The 13,801-nt window shown below is 71.5% G+C and carries 10 protein-coding genes and 2 pseudogenes; 5 read left to right on the top strand and 7 right to left on the bottom strand.

Features of this window, described 5'->3' with window-relative positions:
• Window positions 1–178: 178 nt before the first annotated feature.
• A complete protein-coding gene (locus tag ACH4UM_RS11240) occupies window positions 179–967 on the top strand; it encodes a ferritin-like domain-containing protein (protein ID WP_398176733.1) in 789 nt (262 codons plus the stop codon).
• Between the two features lie 51 nt (window positions 968–1,018).
• Here the strand turns inward: ACH4UM_RS11240 and corA are convergent, their stop codons facing one another.
• Window positions 1,019–2,020, bottom strand: coding sequence for a magnesium/cobalt transporter CorA (gene corA / locus ACH4UM_RS11235; protein WP_398176435.1), 1,002 nt, complete (start codon window positions 2,018–2,020; stop codon window positions 1,019–1,021).
• A gap of 62 nt (window positions 2,021–2,082) precedes the next feature.
• Here corA and ACH4UM_RS11230 point away from each other — a divergent pair, with 62 nt between their 5' ends.
• The 4 genes and pseudogenes from ACH4UM_RS11230 (at window position 2,083) to mshC (ending at window position 6,249) form a co-directional block, all read left to right on the top strand.
• Complete coding sequence (locus ACH4UM_RS11230) at window positions 2,083–2,769, top strand: histidine phosphatase family protein (RefSeq protein ID WP_398176433.1); 687 nt, start codon at window positions 2,083–2,085, stop codon at window positions 2,767–2,769.
• Window positions 2,770–2,860: 91 nt separating this feature from the next.
• Window positions 2,861–3,451 carry a DUF3090 domain-containing protein gene (locus tag ACH4UM_RS11225; RefSeq protein WP_398176431.1) on the top strand — a complete coding sequence of 197 codons (591 nt, stop codon included), beginning with the start codon at window positions 2,861–2,863 and terminating at the stop codon, window positions 3,449–3,451.
• Window positions 3,415–4,255, top strand: a pseudogene (locus ACH4UM_RS11220) (SCO1664 family protein). Before ACH4UM_RS11225 ends, ACH4UM_RS11220 begins: the two are co-directional and overlap by 37 nt.
• Window positions 4,256–5,019: 764 nt before the next feature.
• Window positions 5,020–6,249 (top strand): cysteine--1-D-myo-inosityl 2-amino-2-deoxy-alpha-D-glucopyranoside ligase, encoded by a 1,230-nt coding sequence (gene mshC / locus ACH4UM_RS11215; protein WP_398176429.1) that lies wholly within the window; start codon window positions 5,020–5,022, stop codon window positions 6,247–6,249.
• 55 nt (window positions 6,250–6,304) lie between these two features.
• Here the strand turns inward: mshC and ACH4UM_RS11210 are convergent, their stop codons facing one another.
• The 6 genes and pseudogenes from ACH4UM_RS11210 to ACH4UM_RS11185 all read right to left on the bottom strand — a co-directional run bounded on the left by ACH4UM_RS11210 (window position 6,305) and on the right by ACH4UM_RS11185 (window position 13,528).
• Complete coding sequence (locus ACH4UM_RS11210) at window positions 6,305–7,333, bottom strand: PAC2 family protein (protein ID WP_398176427.1); 1,029 nt, start codon at window positions 7,331–7,333, stop codon at window positions 6,305–6,307.
• 142 nt (window positions 7,334–7,475) lie between these two features.
• Window positions 7,476–8,145 (bottom strand): annotated as a pseudogene (locus ACH4UM_RS11205) (FadR/GntR family transcriptional regulator).
• A 221-nt stretch (window positions 8,146–8,366) separates the two neighbouring features.
• Complete coding sequence (locus ACH4UM_RS11200; RefSeq protein WP_398176425.1) at window positions 8,367–9,983, bottom strand: FAD-dependent oxidoreductase; 1,617 nt, start codon at window positions 9,981–9,983, stop codon at window positions 8,367–8,369.
• Between the two features lie 9 nt (window positions 9,984–9,992).
• The gene (glpK, locus tag ACH4UM_RS11195) at window positions 9,993–11,531 is read right to left on the bottom strand and encodes a glycerol kinase GlpK (protein ID WP_398176423.1); all 1,539 of its coding nucleotides are present in this window, start codon (window positions 11,529–11,531) and stop codon (window positions 9,993–9,995) included.
• Between the two features lie 98 nt (window positions 11,532–11,629).
• Complete coding sequence (locus ACH4UM_RS11190) at window positions 11,630–12,424, bottom strand: MIP/aquaporin family protein (RefSeq protein WP_398176421.1); 795 nt, start codon at window positions 12,422–12,424, stop codon at window positions 11,630–11,632.
• Window positions 12,425–12,763: 339 nt separating this feature from the next.
• Window positions 12,764–13,528, bottom strand: a complete 765-nt coding sequence (locus ACH4UM_RS11185; protein WP_398176419.1) for an IclR family transcriptional regulator — start codon at window positions 13,526–13,528, stop codon at window positions 12,764–12,766.
• Window positions 13,529–13,801: the final 273 nt, after the last annotated feature.

The following is a 13,801-nucleotide window of genomic DNA, read 5'->3' as shown; positions in this document are numbered from 1 at the left end:
CGGCCGTCACGGAGAACAACGCGTCCGGCCCCCCGGCGGTTACGCCCCCCGCCGCGAAGGGCCGGTCCTCCGTTCGGCGCAGTTGTCCGGCGCCCCTGTTGCGGCACCCGCGCGCCCGCACTTGACTCGTCCATTGCGAGAGTCCGACGGTTCGGCGGCCCGCAGGGAGGTGGCCATGATGCTTTCGCCCAGGAGCCTGTTCCAGGAGATCCTCGACCACGACGAGTCATTCCGGCTGTTCTGCTCGATCGCCGCCGGCGGGGAGGCCCAGGGCGGCTGGGAGAACTGCCGGATCGCCGCACTGGTGCCGACCGGTCTGCGGGACCTCGCCCCCAAGATCGCGCGCCACGGAGACGACGAGGACAAGCACCGACGGATCTTCCGCGCCCTGATGAGCAAGCGCGGCCTGGAACCCGTCCCGGTCCCCGCGGAGACCGACTACACGATGCTCCTCGAGCAGCGGGGCATCGGCCTCGCGCACGAGCGCCTCAGGTCCGACGAGCCGCTCACCGAGCGCGAGATCATCGTCTACCTGGCGCACAGCCGGGTCACCGAACAGCGCGCCGCCGAGCAGATGGACCTGCTGCGCCGGCACTTCGGCGACCACCCCGACGTGGGCCGCGCCGTGCGGATGATCGCCGGCGACGAGGACAACCACCTCGCCTACTGCCACGAGGAGCTGCTGCGCCTCGCGTCCGCCGGACACGGCAGGACCATCCAGCAGGCGCTGCGCGACTGCGCCCTGGCCGAGATCCGCGTCCACCGCGACGTCAGCCTCGCGGTCATGGCCCGGATGGGACGCATCCTCGGCTGGTCAAGGGCCAGATCGGTGCTGCTCGCGACAGGCATCCACGCCGTCTACGCCTACGAGCGGTTCGCCGGCTGGCACCGGATGGTGACCCTGACGATGCCCGAGCGGCGCAACGCCCTCGGCGGGCCCGGCGTCCCGGCACCGGATTTCGCCTGAAGTCGCAGCCCTGCGCCGGTTTCGCCTGAAGGCGCAGCCCTGCGCCGGTTCCTAGAGCCACCCCCGGCGCTTGAACAGCCGGTACAGCAGCACTTCCAGCACGGCCATCACCGCGATCACCGCCGGATACGACCAGACCCAGTGCAGCTCCGGCATGTGGTCGAAGTTCATGCCGTAGACACCGGCGATCATCGTGGGGATCGCGGCCATCGCCGCCCACGCGGAGATCTTCCGCATGTCGTCGTTCTGCTGCACGCTGATCTGCGCCAGGTGCGCCGACAGGATGTCCGAGACCAGGCGGTCCAGGCCCTCCACGGACTCGTTCACACGGGTCAGGTGGTCACTGACGTCGCGGAAGAAGGGCCGCGCCCTGTCCTCCACGAAGGGGACGCCGGTGGCGAAGGAGCCCGCCCCGGTGCCGGCGAGGCGGGACATGGGCAGCGCCAGCGGACCCGTCGCCCGCCGGAACTCCGTGATCTGGCGCTTGAAGTTGTAGATCCGGGAGGCGGTGTGCCGCGAACCGCCCTGGTCCGGCGTGAAGACCTCCGCCTCCAGCTCCTCCAGATCCGTCTGCAGCTCGGTCGCCACGTCCAGGTAGTGGTCGACGGCGCTGTCGGCGATCGCGTACAGCACGGCGGTCGGGCCCTTGCCGAGCATCTCCGGCTCCTGCTCCAGCCGGTGCCGCACGGCGGCCAGCCCGTCGCCGTCGCCGTGGCGGACCGTCACCACGAACCCGTCGCCCAGGAAGATCATGATCTCGCCGGTGGAGACGGTGTCGCTGCGCGGCTCGTACATCACTGTCTTCAGCACCACGAACAGCGAGTCGTCGTAGATCTCCAGCTTGGGCCGCTGATGGGCCTTGAGGGCGTCCTCCACCGCCAGCGGGTGCAGCGCGAACTCCTCGCTGACCAGCTCGAACTCCTCCGCGCTCGGCTCGTGCAGCCCCACCCACACGAAGCCGCCGGCCGCTCGCGCGTCGGCCAGTGCGTCCGAGAAGTCCTTGGGCCCGTCACTGCGGTGCCCGTCCTGGTAAATGGCGCAGTCGACGATCACGGAGTGTGCTCTCCCTTCGCCCGGCCGTCGCCGGTGTTGTCCGTACGCCTACCCTGGGCCGCATGCCCACGCTGATCCTCGTCAGGCACGGACGTTCCACCGCCAACACCGCCGGGCTGCTCGCCGGCTGGACCCCAGGCGTCGCACTCGACGAACGCGGGGCCGCACAGGCCGCCGCGCTGCCAGGGCGGCTCGACGGGCTGCCGATCACCGAGGTCGTCACCAGCCCGCTGCAGCGCTGCCAGGACACCGTACGGCCACTGCTTCAGGCGCGGCCAGACCTTGCGGCGCACACCGACGAGCGGATCGGGGAGTGCCACTACGGCGACTGGTCCGGCCGCAAGCTCGCCGAGCTCAAGGACGAGCCGCTGATGGAGGTGGTGCAGGCGCACCCGTCGGCGGCCGCGTTCCCCGGCGGCGAGTCCATGCGCGCGATGCAGACCCGCGCCGCGGAGGCGGTGCGCGAGTGGAACGCGCGCGTGGAGCGCGACCACGGAGCCGACGCGGTGTACCTCATGTGCTCGCACGGCGACGTCATCAAGTCCCTCGTCGCCGACGCGCTCGGTCTTCATCTCGACCTCTTCCAGCGGATCTCCGTGGAACCGTGTTCCGTCACCGCGATCCGGTACACCAGGCTGCGGCCGTTCCTCGTACGGCTCGGGGACACCGGGGACTTCGCCTCCCTCGCGCCGCGCGAGGAGCCCGCGGACGACGACGCACCGGTCGGAGGCGGCGCGGGCGCACCGTGATCGTCGGCCGCAGTAGGGTGAAGCGGTCGCCGTCGACTTCCCGATTCCGTCGTTTTCCCGATTCTCATCCCGATTCTCATGGAGACAGGACGTGTCCCGTCAGGTGTTCCTCTACGACCCCCCGGACCGCTTCGTGGCCGGCACGGTCGGACTGCCCGGGCGCCGTACGTTCTTCCTCCAGGCCACTGCCGGCTCCCGGGTGACCAGCGTGGCCCTGGAGAAGACCCAGGTCGCCGCGCTTGCCGAGCGCATGGACGAGCTGCTCGACGAGGTGGTGCGCCGCAGTGGCGGAAGCGCTGCCGTGCCCGCGATGGCGCCCAGCGAAGTGGCAGACACCGGCCCGCTGGACACCCCGATCGAGGAGGAGTTCCGGGTCGGCACCATGGCACTGGCCTGGGACGGCGAGGACCAGCGCATGATCGTCGAGGCGCAGGCCCTCGTGGAGCTCGACGCCGACTCCGAGGAGGACCTCGCCGAGGCCGAGGAGCGGCTGCTGCAGGACGAGGAGAACGGCCCCCCGATGCTGCGGGTCCGGCTCACCGGCGCGCAGGCGAGAGCCTTCGCCAGACGCGCCCTGGACGTCGTCAACGCCGGGCGGCCGCCGTGCCCGCTGTGCAGCCTCCCGCTCGATCCGGAAGGACACGTATGTCCGCGCCAGAACGGATACCGCCGCGGGGCGTGACGCCCGCCGCGGGGGCCGCCGAGCTGCTCGCCCGCGGCGAGCTGACCGTGCGCGGCCGCATCCGTGACGCCTCCAACGCGGCGCTGTTCTGCACGGTCGCGGACGAGGGCCGGAAGGTGTCCTGCGTGTACAAGCCGGTCGCGGGGGAGCGGCCGCTGTGGGACTTCCCCGACGGCACCCTCGCCGGGCGCGAGGTGGCGGCGTACGAGGTCTCCGAGGCGACCGGCTGGGGCCTCGTCCCGCCCACCGTGCTGCGCGACGGCCCGTACGGGGAGGGCATGGTCCAGCTCTGGATCGAGACGGCCGCCGACGACTCCGCGGCCGAGCTGCTCGCACTCGTCGACGCCGAGGAGCCGGACCCGGGCTGGAAGGCGATCGGCTTCGCCGAGGTCGGCAGGGGACGCACGGCCCTGCTCGTGCACGCCGACGACGTGCGGCTGCGCCGGCTGGCCGTGCTCGACGCGGTGATCAACAACGCCGACCGCAAGGGCGGGCACCTGCTGCCCACCTCGGACGGGCGGCTGTACGGCATCGACCACGGTGTCACCTTCAACGTCGAGAACAAGCTCCGCACGCTGCTGTGGGGCTGGGCGGGCGAACCACTGGCACCCGAGGCCCTCCAGGTGCTCGAGGTCCTCAAGGACGCGCTGGGCGACGGCGGGGACCCTGGGTGTGCGGCTGGCCGGCCTGATCACCCCGGCCGAGGTCGACGCCACACGCGCGCGCGTCGACACCCTGCTCGCCTTGGGCACCCACCCGGAACCGAACGGCGACTGGCCGGCGATCCCCTGGCCCCCGCTCTAGCCCCACCGACCACCAGAACGAACCGCCACGATCCGCCGCCACGGCCTGCCGCGCGGTCCGTCGTGCAGGCCCCTGGTACGGGCGGCCGCTGCATGCCGGTACCGAGGCCGCCGTGCCCGTCGGGTACGGGGCCGCCCGTCGGTACAGCACCGCCGCGCCCTTGCGGGCACGAGGCCGCCGTCGCGCTGGCGCGGGCCGCCGCCCCCGCCCGGCTTGGCACGTGCCACCTCCCCCGGGGCGGCCCGGGGCCGCCGCACCGGGCCGCCGCACCGGGGAGTTCGTGCACGGCCGGTGCGGGGCTGTCGTGCCCGGCTGGTACGGAGCCGCCGCTCGGCGCCGGTTCGGGCCGCTGCCGACCGGCCCGGTACGGGACCGCCCTCCTGCGGATCTGAGGCTGTCGTGCCCAGCGGGTACGGGGCTCGCCCGTCGGTGCAGGACCGCCGCCCCCTGCGGGCACGAGGTCGCCGCCTCGTCGGTGCGGGGACGCCGGCGGCCCCGCGGCCGGTACGTGCCGCCCCCTGCCCGTGCGGGGCTGCCGCCCGGGCCGGTACCGGCTGCCGTCCACGGCCGGTATGGGGGGCTGCCCCTCGTCGCCACGGGGCTGCCGTCCCCGGCCGGTACGGGCCGTCGCTCGCCGCCGGTACGGCTGCCGTACGCCGCCGGCGCGGGGACGCATACCCGGTGCGATCAGGCAAGAGTGCCTTCCCGGCCATCAGGACCGGTCCGGTTCGTAGACGGGACCGCGGTCCGGTTACGCTCATGACATGCATGCCTGGCCCGCTTCCGAGGTCCCCGCCCTGCCAGGTCAGGGCCGCGACCTGAGGATCCACGACACCGCGACCGGGGGGCTCGTCGCCCTCGACCCCGGTCCCGTCGCCCGTATCTACGTCTGCGGCATCACCCCGTACGACGCGACCCACATGGGTCACGCGGCGACCTACAACGCGTTCGACCTCGTGCAGCGCGTGTGGCTCGACACCAAGCGGCAGGTCCACTACGTCCAGAACGTGACCGACGTCGACGATCCGCTGCTGGAGCGGGCGCAGCGCGACGACGTCGACTGGGTGAAGCTGGCCGAGCAGGAGACGGCCCTGTTCCGTGAGGACATGACCGCCCTGAGGATGCTGCCGCCCCGGCACTACATAGGCGCCGTGGAGGCGATACCCGGCATCGTCCCGCTGGTCGAACGGCTGCGGGACCTGGGCGCGGCGTACGAACTCGAAGGGGACGTCTACTTCTCCGTCGAGTCCGACCCCCACTTCGGCGAGGTGTCCCACCTGGATGCCGCTGCGATGCGGCTGCTGTCCGCCGAGCGCGGCGGCGACCCCGACCGGCCCGGCAAGAAGAACCCGCTCGACCCGGTCCTGTGGCTGGCCGCCCGGGACGGCGAGCCCAGCTGGGACGGCGACTCGCTCGGCCGCGGCCGCCCGGGCTGGCACATCGAGTGCGTGGCCATCGCCCTCGACCACCTCGGCATGGGCTTCGACGTCCAGGGCGGCGGCTCCGACCTCGCCTTCCCGCACCACGAGATGGGTGCCTCCCACGCCCAGGTGCTGACCGGCGAGTTCCCCATGGCCAAGGCCTACGTCCACGCCGGCATGGTCGCCCTCCACGGTGAGAAGATGTCCAAGTCGAAGGGCAACCTGGTCTTCGTGTCGCGGCTGCGCCGCGACGGCGTCGACCCCTCCGCCATCCGGCTCGCGCTCCTGGCCCACCACTACCGCTCCGACTGGGATTGGACCGACCAGGTGCTCCAGGACGCCGTTGCGCGCCTGGGCCGCTGGCGCTCGGCCGTCTCCCGGCCCGACGGCCCGTCCGCCGACGCGCTGGTCGAGGAGATCCGCGACGCCCTCGCCGACGACCTGAACGCCCCGGCCGCGGTCGCCGCGGTCGACCGGTGGGCGGCGCTCCAGGAGGAGCGGGGTGGCGCGGACACGGGGGCGCCCGGCCTGGTGTCCCGGGCCGTGGACGCCCTGCTGGGCGTGGCTCTCTGACCCTCGCGACATCGATCAGGGGCGGTGCGCATCCGGCGCACCGCCCCTGACCGTCTCAGTCCTCCGAGGAGTCCTCGTCGCCCGCTTCCGGCTCCGGCTCCGTCTCCGCCTCGGCCTCCGTCTCCGCCTCGGTGTCCGGCTTGGTCGGCCTCGACGGCCGCGTACGACCGCCGGGGCCGTCCCGCAGGTAAGAGCCGCCCTCGCCGCCGTCCGCCGTGGCGTGCCCGCCCGAGGGCGGACCGCCGCCGTCCCGGCGCCGCAGATACCGCTCGAACTCGCGGGCGATCGCCTCGCCCGACGCCTCCGGCAGCTCGGCGGTGTCCCGGGCCTCCTCCAGCGTCTGGACGTATTCGGCGACCTCGCTGTCCTCTGCGGCCAGTTGGTCCACCCCCACCTGCCAGGCGCGTGCGTCCTCCGGCAGTTCGCCCAGTGGGATGCGCAGGTCGAGCAGGTCCTCCAGGCGGTTCAACAGCGCCAGCGTGGCCTTGGGGTTGGGCGGCTGCGAGACGTAGTGCGGGACCGCCGCCCACAGGGAGACCGCCGGGACGCCGGCGTGCGTGCAGGCCTCCTGCAGGACGCCCACGATGCCCGTCGGGCCCTCGTACTTGGTCTCCTCCAGGTCCATGCGCCGGGCCAGGTCCGAGTCCGACGTGGTCCCGCTGATCGGGACCGGACGCGTGTGCGGGGTGTCGCCGAGCAGGGCGCCCAGGATGACCACCAGCTCCACGCCCAGCTCGTGCGCGAAGCCGAGCAGCTCGTTGCAGAACGAGCGCCAGCGCATGGACGGTTCGATGCCACGCACCAGCACCAGGTCGCGCGGCTTCTCGCCGCCGACCCGGACCACCGACAACCTTGTCGTCGGCCACGTGATCTTGCGCACGCCACCGTCCATGAACACCGTGGGGCGGTTCACCTGGAAGTCGTAGTAGTCCTCGGCGTCCAGCGCCGCGAACACCTCGCCCTTCCACTCCCTCTCCAGATGCGCGACCGCGGTGGAGGCGGCGTCACCGGCATCGTTCCAGCCCTCGAACGCGGCCACCATGACCGGGTCGATCAGCTCGGGAACCCCCTCGAGCTCGATCACCCAGTGCCTCCTTCCGACGTGCCCTCGCTTGACCCACCAACCTTACGGCGTCCGGCGGGGGCGCCCGCAGCCCCCTTGCACGGGGGAGTGAACGGATGACTGCCCCGATCCCGGCGGTCGAACACCCAAGATCACGACGCGATCAGAGGATGGGGCGCAGCCGCGGCTCCACCGACGCGATGTGCATCGTGGCCCACGAGCGGGCCGCCTCCGCGTCCCGGTCGCGCAGCGCGCCGAGGATCGCACGGTGTTCACGCAGGGTGCGGCCGACCGCGTCCTCCTGGGACAGCCCGCGCCAGATCCGGGCCCGGGTGGTGGGCCCGGACAGGCCGTCGGGCAGGGAACCGAGCACCGAGTTGCCGCAGCTCCGCACGATGACCCGGTGGAACTCCAGGTCACAGGCGACCAGCTCCGGTACCGACGATTCGGCGCCGAGCGCGTCCAACTGGGCGGTCGGCTCGTCGAGCTGCCGCTCGCTCATGCGCAGGGCCGCCATCGCGGTCGCGGCCGGTTCCGGGGTGCGGCGCACCGCCAGGAACTCCAGCACCGTGTCGTCGCGGTGGAAGTCGACGACGAAACCCGGTGCCTCCAGCAGCAGTTGGGGATCCAGACTGCTGACGTACGTGCCGTCGCCCCGGCGCACGTCCAGGATCCGGATCAGCGACAGCGCCCGCACGGCCTCGCAGGGAGCTGCGGGACAGGCCGAGTTCGGCGGCCGGCTCGCTCTCCCCGGGCAGCCGGCCGCCGGGCCGCAGCGCGCCGGAGACGATCATTCCCTTGATCTTCTCGATCGCCTCGTCGGTGACTGCCACGGCTGCTGGCCTCCCTGCCCTTCAGCACTGTCGTACGGCGTCAGCACTGTCGTATGGCGTCCAGACATCCGATGTCCGGGCGACACCATGGAGGCTCACCAGAGGGCCGGATGAAGAGGACGCCCGGACGAAAGGCGGCGGCTCCGTCGGCGTGGAGCCGCCGCCTCTCGCGCTGCCGGCTCCCAGTGCGGTGGGAGCCGGGCGTCAGTACTGCCCGGCGGTCACTTCTTGTCGAGCAGGTCCTGGACCTTGGTGCGGACCTCGTCCGTGGCCAGGCCGCGGATGGTCAGCGTCGTACGCCGGCGCAGCACGTCGTCCGGGGTCTCGGCCCACTCGTGGTCGCGGGCCCAGACGACCTGCGCCCAGATCTCCGGGGCGTCGGGGTGCACGCGCTCGCCCAGCTCCGGGTTCTCGTTGGCCAGGCGGGCGATGTCGAAGGCCAGCGAACCGTAGTGCGTGGCCAGGTGCCGGGCCGTGTCCGCCGCCATGCGCGGGCCGGGCGCCGGACGGTCGACCAGCAGGCGGTGGGCCACCGCGCGCGGGTTGGCGATGCCCGGCAGCGGCAGCTTCTTCGGCAGCGAGGAGATCGGCTCGAAGTCGTCGCCCAGCGGGTGGCCGGGCAGCGACTCCAGCTTCTGCATCACCATGCGGCCGATGTGCCGGAAGGTGGTCCACTTCCCGCCGGCGACGGACAGCATGCCGGCCTTGCCCTCGGTCACCACCGTCTCGCGCTTGGCCTTCGCGGTGTCGCCGGGGCCGCCCGGCAGTACCCGCAGACCGGCGAAGGCATAGGTGATCAGGTCACGCCCGAGCTGCTGGTCGCGGATGGAGAACGCGGCCTCGTCGAGTATCTGGGCGATGTCCTTGTCGTTGACCGCGACATCGGCCGGGTCGCCCTCGTACTCCTCGTCGGTCGTGCCGAGCAGCAGCATGTCCTCCCAGGGGAGGGCGAAGGTGATGCGGTACTTGTCGATCGGGGTGGCCAGCGCGGCCTTCCAGGGGGAGGTGCGCTTCAGGACCAGATGCGCGCCCTTCGACAGACGGATGGACGGCGCGGCATTCGGGTCCTCCATACGGCGCAGGTGGTCGACCCAAGGGCCGGTCGCGTTCAGCACCAGCCGGGCGCTCACGCCGAACTCGGCGCCGGACAGCCGGTCCTTGAGCTCCGCGCCGGTGACCCGGCCCTTGGTGAAGCGCAGGCCGGTGACCTCGGCGTGGTTCAGGACGACCGCGCCCGCCTCGACGGCCGCGCGGACCGTCATCAGCGCCATGCGCGCGTCGTTCATCTGGTCGTCGCCGTAGACGGCCACGGCCTTGAGATTGTCGGTGCGCAGCTCGGGCACGTCCTGCGCGGCCTTGGCGGGGCTCAGCAGGTGACCGACGCCGTCACCGAAGGCGGAGAGCGCGGAGTAGGCGAACACACCCGCCCCGAGCTTCGCCGCGCCGTGCGGTCCCCCCTTGTACACGGGGAGGTAGAAGGTGAGCGGGTTCGCCAGGTGGGGGGCCACCTGGCGGGAGACCGCACGGCGCTCGAAGTGGTTCTCCGCCACCAGCTTCACCGCGCCGGTCTGCAGGTAGCGCAGACCGCCGTGGAGGAGCTTGGAGGAGGCGGAGGAGGTGGCGCCGGCGAAGTCGCCGGCGTCGACCAGAGCCACCCTGAGGCCGGACTGCGCGGCGTGCCAGGCGGTGGAGATGCCCAGGATGCCGCCGCCGATCACGAGGAGGTCGTACGTCGCCTTCGAGAGCTGCTCCCGGGTCTCGGCACGGCTCGGGCCTACGCCGTAGGCCGGGCGCGTTCCCAGGGCAGGCACGGACTGCAGGGTGGACTGACTGGTCATTGCGGTTTCTTACTCCTCGTCCTCGAGCCAGCCCATGGTCCGCTCGACGGCCTTGAGCCAGTTCTTGTACTCACGGTCGCGGGTGTCCGCGTCCATGCGGGGGGTCCATTCGGCGGCCCGGCGCCAGTTCTGGCGCAGGTCGTCGGTGCTGGTCCAGAAGCCGACGGCGAGGCCGGCGGCGTAGGCGGCGCCGAGGCAGGTGGTCTCGGCGACCATGGGGCGCACCACCGGGGCGTCCAGGAAGTCCGAGAGCGTCTGCATCAGCAGGTTGTTGGAGGTCATGCCGCCGTCGACCTTCAGGGCCGCGAGCTCGACGCCGGAGTCCTTCGTCATGGCGTCGGTGATCTCACGGGTCTGCCAGGCGGTGGCCTCAAGGACGGCGCGCGCGAGGTGCGCCTTGGTGACGTACCGGGTCAGGCCGGCGATCACACCGCGGGCGTCGGAGCGCCAGTACGGGGCGAACAGACCGGAGAAGGCCGGCACGAAGTAGGCGCCGCCGTTGTCCTCGACCGAAAGCGCGAGCGTCTCGATCTCGGCGGCGGTGGAGATCAGGCCCATCTGGTCGCGCATCCACTGCACCAGGGAGCCGGTGACGGCGATCGAGCCCTCCAGGGCGTAGACCGGCGCCTCGTCGCCGATGCGGTAGCCCACGGTGGTGAGCAGTCCGCTGTAGGAGTTGATGATCTTCTCGCCGGTGTTCATCAGCATGAACGTTCCGGTGCCGTAGGTGGACTTGGCCTCGCCCTCGGAGAAGCAGGTCTGGCCGAACAGGGCCGCCTGCTGGTCGCCGAGCGCGGAGGCGACCGGGATGCCGCCGAGCAGCTCGCCCAGCTTGCCGCCGGTGATCTCGCCGTACACCTCGGCGGACGAGCGGATCTCGGGCAGCATCGCCATCGGGACGCCGATGGACTCGGCGATCTTGTCGTCCCACTCCAGCGTGTGCAGGTTCATCAGCATGGTGCGGGAGGCGTTGGTGACGTCGGTGTAGTGCCTGCCGCCGTCGACACCACCGGTCAGGTTCCAGATGACCCAGGTGTCCATGGTGCCGAAGAGGATGTCGCCCGCCTCGGCGCGCTCGCGCAGGCCCTCGACGTTGTCGAGCAGCCAGCGGGCCTTGGGACCGGCGAAGTAGGACGCGAGGGGAAGGCCGGTCTCGCGGCGGAAGCGGTCCTGGCCGACGTTGCGGCCGAGCTCCTTGCACAGGGCGTCGGTGCGGGTGTCCTGCCAGACGATGGCGTTGTGGACGGGCTCACCGGTGTTCCTGTCCCACAGCACGGTGGTCTCGCGCTGGTTGGTGATGCCGATGGCCTTGATGTCGTCGCGGGTGATGCCGGCCTTCTCGATGGCTCCGGCGACGACCTCCTGGACGTTGGTCCAGATCTCGGTGGCGTTGTGCTCGACCCAGCCCGGCTTGGGGAAGATCTGCTCGTGCTCCTTCTGGTCGACGGAGACGATCCGGCCGTCCCGGTCGAAGACGATGCAGCGGGACGAAGTCGTGCCCTGGTCGATGGCGGCGATGAAGGGGCCGGCGGTGTGCGCGTCGGTCACTGTGTGCTCCTGGAGGTTCCGTGGTTAAAAGGGCTTACGTACGGCGCGTGCTGTGAGGCTCTGTGCTCTGTGCCGGGAAGCTTCAAGCGCGGTGCTCTTTAAGCGAATGCGACGTTGTAGATGCCCGCGGCGATGGCGCCGCCGATGAGCGGACCGACCACCGGGATCCAGGCGTAGCCCCAGTCGGAGCCACCCTTGTTCGGCAGGGGCAGGAGGGCGTGCACGATGCGCGGACCGAGGTCACGGGCCGGGTTGATCGCGTAGCCCGTCGGGCCGCCGAGGGAGAGACCGATGCCGACGACCACGAACGCGGTGATCAGCGCGCCGAGGGTGCCGAGGCCGTTGCCCTTGTCGTTCAGGCCCTGGGTGAGGACGGCGAGCACCAGCACGATCGTGCCGATGATCTCCGTGGCCAGGTTCTGCACCACGTTCCGGATCTCCGGACCGGTGGAGAAGACGCCCAGGACCGGGCCGGCGCCCTGCTCCTGGGCCTCGACGGCCTTGGCCGCCGTGGCCTGCGCGCCAGGACCGCCGACGATCTCCTTGTCGGTCAGGTGGGCGTGGAACTGGCCGTAGTAGGCGACCCAGACCAGGGTCGCACCGATCATGGCACCGAGCAGCTGTCCGGCCAGGTAGGTCGGAACGTTGCTCCAGTCGTGGTCCTTGATCGCGAGTGCGACGGTCACCGCCGGGTTGAGGTGGGCGCCGGAGAGCGGCGCCGAGGTGTAGACCGCCGTCAGAACGGCGAAGCCCCACCCGAAAGTGATGGCGAGCCATCCGGCGTTACGAGCCTTTGAGGCCTTCAGCGTCACGGCGGCGCAGACGCCTCCGCCGAGCAGGATGAGTATGGCGGTACCGATGGTCTCGCCGATGAAGATGTCGGAGCTGGACACCCGCGACTCCTTTGTCCTTCGTCCAGGGAAGCCGAACCCCGGGTCCCTCCGGGGGTCTGGCGCCCTCGGGGGTGAGAGCGATTCCGGCCCTTGGCGTTGTCACACTCTAGCGTGTATTGCCGGAAGGTGTTCGACAATGCCGACCGTTGGACGGGAGTCTCACCTCGCTGTCACACGGGCGTCAAGAGTTCTGTTGGTGAAAGCCCGATCGTTACTGATCGCCCCGGGTCACCGGGGTCCTCGCGGGCACGCCACGTGGTCGCGCAGGCACGCGGAAGGCCGGTACGCCCAGGGCGTACCGGCCTTGCGGTGCGGGGATGCGGGACCGTCCGCCGGCGCTCAGAACCGCCCGGCGCCCAGGTCCCGCGAGACCGCGCGGGCACAGTCCCGCACCGCCGCCACCAGTTCGTGGCGCAGTTCGCCGTCCCGGCACACCCGCTCCACCGCGCCGGTGATGCCGACCGCGCCGACCGGCATCCGCCGCCGGTCGTGGATGGGCGCGGCGATGGAGGCCACCCCCTCCCAGGTCTCCTCCACGTCGGCGGCGTAGCCCCGCGCGCGTGAGAGGTCGAGGATGCGTTCGAAGCTGTCCATGTCGCACACGGTCCGGTCCGTGAAGGCCTTGCGGTCGGCCTCCAGCGCCTCGCTGTGCGCCACCGGGTCGTAGGCCGACAGGACCTTGCCCAGGGCCGTGGAGTGCAGGGGTTGCATCGCCCCGATCTCCAGTACCTGCCTGCTGTCGTCCGGGCGGAAGACGTGGTGCACGATCAGTACACCTTGCTGGTGCAGCACGCCCAGGTAGACGCTCTCCCCGCTGGAGCGGGCCAGGTCGTCGGTCCAGACGAGGGCGCGGGCCCGCAGTTCGTGGACGTCGAGATAGGTGGTGCCCAGGCGCAGCAGCTCCGCGCCCAGCTGGTAGCGCCCGGAGGCGTCGTCCTGTTCGACGAAGCCCTCCTGCTGGAGGGTGCGCAGTATGCCGTGGGCGGTGCCCTTGGCGAGGCCCAGTGACGAGGCGATGTCCGAGAGGCCCAGCCGCCGCTCGCCGCCCGCCAGCAACCGCAGCATCGCGGCCGCCCGTTCGAGCGACTGGATGTTCCGTGCCATCGCCGTCCTGCCTCCGTCCCCTTCGACCGTCGGCGGGCGACCTGGTCTGCCGCCGTTCGGCAATGTCGAACACTACCGGTCCATGCCGACTCTCCGCTAATGGTTGGTCGACACCTGTTACGTCACCCGTCTGCGCGAGGTGAGCGGGCGCCATCCTCGTCCGCACCGTGGACGCCCTGACCATCGGGTCCCGGTCCCGGCTACCCTGGCGGCGTGCGCCCTCCTTGGGAAGCTCCGTGCGGGGCTTCTTCGGGAAGACGCAAAGCCGACAGC

The organism is Streptomyces sp. NPDC020801, assembly GCF_044334385.1.
Taxonomy (GTDB): Bacteria; Actinomycetota; Actinomycetes; order Streptomycetales; family Streptomycetaceae; genus Streptomyces.
The sequence above is the reverse complement of the archived record's forward strand: the minus strand, read 5'-3'. Positions and strand labels throughout refer to the sequence as shown.

Excerpts from the sequence above, each read along its gene's own strand:
- ACH4UM_RS11240 (WP_398176733.1), top strand. The coding sequence starts at position 179 with ATGCTTTCGCCCAGGAGCCTGTTCCAGGAGATCCTCGACCACGACGAG.
- mshC (WP_398176429.1), top strand. The coding sequence starts at position 5,020 with ATGCATGCCTGGCCCGCTTCCGAGGTCCCCGCCCTGCCAGGTCAGGGC.
- ACH4UM_RS11230 (WP_398176433.1), top strand. The coding sequence starts at position 2,083 with ATGCCCACGCTGATCCTCGTCAGGCACGGACGTTCCACCGCCAACACC.
- ACH4UM_RS11200 (WP_398176425.1), bottom strand. The coding sequence starts at position 9,983 with ATGACCAGTCAGTCCACCCTGCAGTCCGTGCCTGCCCTGGGAACGCGC.
- ACH4UM_RS11185 (WP_398176419.1), bottom strand. The coding sequence starts at position 13,528 with ATGGCACGGAACATCCAGTCGCTCGAACGGGCGGCCGCGATGCTGCGG.